The organism is Sphingomonas sp. (assembly GCF_040398505.1).
Classification (GTDB): domain Bacteria; phylum Pseudomonadota; class Alphaproteobacteria; order Sphingomonadales; family Sphingomonadaceae; genus Sphingomonas.
The window spans coordinates 1-2,653 of sequence record NZ_JBBATX010000181.1; the positions used below are offsets into that span (position 1 = coordinate 1).

The 2,653-nt window shown below is 65.4% G+C and carries 2 protein-coding genes, 1 tRNA gene and 1 pseudogene; 1 reads left to right on the forward strand and 3 read right to left on the reverse strand.

The window, feature by feature from the left end:
• Positions 1-281 (reverse strand): annotated as a pseudogene (locus tag ABWP09_RS14125) (GreA/GreB family elongation factor); the annotation flags it as partial.
• 203 nt (positions 282-484) lie between these two features.
• On the opposite strand from ABWP09_RS14125, the gene ABWP09_RS14130 reads away from it, so the two are divergent.
• On the forward strand, positions 485-2,344 hold the full coding sequence (locus ABWP09_RS14130; protein WP_353205758.1) for an ABC-F family ATP-binding cassette domain-containing protein: 1,860 nt from the start codon (positions 485-487) through the stop codon (positions 2,342-2,344).
• Between the two features lie 9 nt (positions 2,345-2,353).
• On the opposite strand, the gene ABWP09_RS14135 is transcribed toward ABWP09_RS14130, so the two are convergent.
• Both ABWP09_RS14135 and ABWP09_RS14140 read right to left on the reverse strand, forming a co-directional pair.
• Positions 2,354-2,438, reverse strand: a tRNA-Leu gene (locus tag ABWP09_RS14135).
• 37 nt (positions 2,439-2,475) lie between these two features.
• Complete coding sequence (locus ABWP09_RS14140) at positions 2,476-2,640, reverse strand: helix-turn-helix domain-containing protein (protein ID WP_353205759.1); 165 nt, start codon at positions 2,638-2,640, stop codon at positions 2,476-2,478.
• Positions 2,641-2,653 lie beyond the last annotated feature (13 nt).

Genomic DNA, 2,653 nt, shown 5'->3' on the forward strand with positions numbered 1-2,653 from the left:
AGGCGATAGGTGACGCGGCTGCCGATGCCGACGGTGCCGGGTGCTGGCGGTGGCACCACTTCGGCGGTGGTCTGGCGGGTGTGCCAGTAGCGGAGTTCGCGCTGGAGCGCGGCGCGGTCTTCCTCGGGCGCGGCGGCGATTGCGGTTTCGAGCGTTACGACCTGCTCCCCGATCAGCGCGAGACCATGCGCGGTGACGAGGTTGGGCCCCGGCGCGATTGGCCGCTCGAATTTGGGTTCGAGATGTTCTTCGTCGCTTTCGCGGCGGAAGGCGACGCTCATATTCGGTCCTTATGTCTGCGCTTCGTAACTCCCCCTACCCCGTTCGCCCTGAGCTTGTCGAAGGGCTGCCTTTCTTTCCGCGCGGCGGAGAAGAAGTGCAGTGCTTCGACAGGCTCAGCACGAACGGTCGGGGGGGGTGATCGGAGAGAACGCACAAACCCGCCCCTTGGGTGCAGCGCAACAATCTGCTAGGCGCGCGGCTTATGCTCAACATCAATGGTATCACGGTGCGCCTTGGCGGGCGCGCGATCCTCGACGGCGCGACCGCCGCCTTGCCGCCCAAAAGCCGTGTCGGGCTGATCGGGCGCAATGGCGCCGGCAAATCGACGCTGATGAAGGTGATGATCGGCCAGCTCGAGCCCGATCTCGGCGAGATCGAAATGCCGCGCGGCACGCGCATCGGCTATATCGCGCAGGAAGCGCCGTCGGGCACCACCACGCCGATCGAAGCGGTGCTGGCGGGCGATACCGAGCGCGCGGCGCTGATGCTGGAGGCGGAGACCTGCACCGATCCCGACCGGATGGGGGCGGTGTATGACCGGCTTACCGCGATCGACGCGTACACCGCCGAGGCGCGCGCGGCGCGGATTCTGGTCGGGCTGGGCTTTGACGAGGAAATGCAGCAGCGCCCGCTCGACAGCTATTCGGGCGGGTGGAAGATGCGCGTGGCGCTCGCCTCGCTGTTGTTTTCCGAACCCGATCTGCTGCTGCTCGACGAGCCGTCGAACCATCTCGATCTCGAAGCGACGCTGTGGCTCGAAAATTTCCTGAAAAGCTATCCGGCGATGATGGTCGTGATCAGCCATGAGCGCGATTTGCTCAACAATGTCGTCGACACGATCCTGCATCTCGAAGGCGGCAAGGTCTATCTCTACACTGGCGGCTATGACAGTTTCGAGCGGCAGCGCGCCGAGCGCGTCGCACAGCTCGCCGCCGCCAAGGCGTCGCAGGATGCGCAGCGTGCCAAGCTGAGCGAATATATCGCCAAGAACAGCGCGCGCGCCTCGACCGCGAAGCAAGCGCAGAGCCGCCAGAAAATGCTGGCCAAGATGCAGCCGATCGCCTCGATGGCGGAGGATTCGACGCTGTCGTTCGATTTCCCCAGCCCCGAGGAATTGCGCCCGCCGCTGATCACGCTCGACATGGCGGCGGTCGGCTATGCCGACAAGCCGATCCTGCAGCGGCTCAACTTGCGGCTCGACCCCGATGACCGCGTCGCGCTGTTGGGGCGCAACGGCAATGGCAAGACCACGCTCGCCCGCCTGCTCGCGGCGCAATTGCCCGCGATGGACGGCGCGATGACGGCGTCGGGCAAGATGCGCGTCGGCTATTTCACGCAGTACCAGGTCGAGGAGCTCGACGGCGACGACACCCCGCTCGAACACATGACGCGGATGATGTCGGGCAAGACGCCGGGCGCGGTCCGCGCGCAACTCGGGCGCTTCGGTTTCTCGGGCGTCAAGGCGACGCAGAAGGTCGGCAAGCTTTCGGGCGGCGAGCGCGCGCGGCTCGCGCTGGCGCTGATCACGCGCGACGCGCCGCACATGCTGATCCTCGACGAGCCGACCAACCACCTCGACGTCGATGCGCGCGAGGCATTGGTGCAGGCACTCAACGCATATGACGGTGCGGTGATCCTGGTCAGCCACGATCGCCACATGGTCGAGCTGACCGCCGACCGGCTGGTGCTGGTCGATAACGGCACGGCGAAGGAATATGCCGGCAGCATGGAGGATTATATCGCCTTCGTCTTGGCCGGCGAGGGCGGCGATACGGCGGGCAAGAGCAAGGCCGTCAAGAAAGACGACAAGCCGCAGATCAGCGCCGCCGCGGTCGCGCTGCAGAAACGCGCGCATGAGGCCGAGGCGTTGGTCGTGAAGCTGACCAAGCAGCGCGACGCAATCGACCGCGCATTGCTCGATCCGAGCAATGCAGAAGCCTGGCTGGCGCGATTGAGCCCCGCCGAATTGGCCAAGCAACATGCGCAAGTGTCGAAGAAGCTCGATGCCGCCGAAAGCGTGTGGTTCGAGATTAGCGAGACGCTGGAACTCGCGACCGCCTGAACGCAATTGTGGTGCGGGTGGTCGGGGTCGAACCGACACTCCTTGCGGAACGGGATTTTGAGTCCCGCGCGTCTACCAATTTCACCACACCCGCGTGCGGATGGCGCTGGTAGCCGCAGCGGCCGCAGACTTCAAGCCCAGTGATGCACCTGCTGCGCCGGACGCGCCTGCGCATAGGCGTCGCTGACCGCGCTGGCGATCGGTTGCTCGGCGATGCCGACGAAGCGCGCATAGCTCCGCGCAAAGCCGACCGCGTAAATCCGGCCGTGAAAATCCTGATACGCACCGCGTTCGATCGCTTCGAGGTTG

What these genes read in the sequence shown, in the direction of transcription:
- ABWP09_RS14130 (WP_353205758.1), top strand. Translation starts at nt 485, where the DNA reads ATGCTCAACATCAATGGTATCACGGTGCGCCTTGGCGGGCGCGCGATC.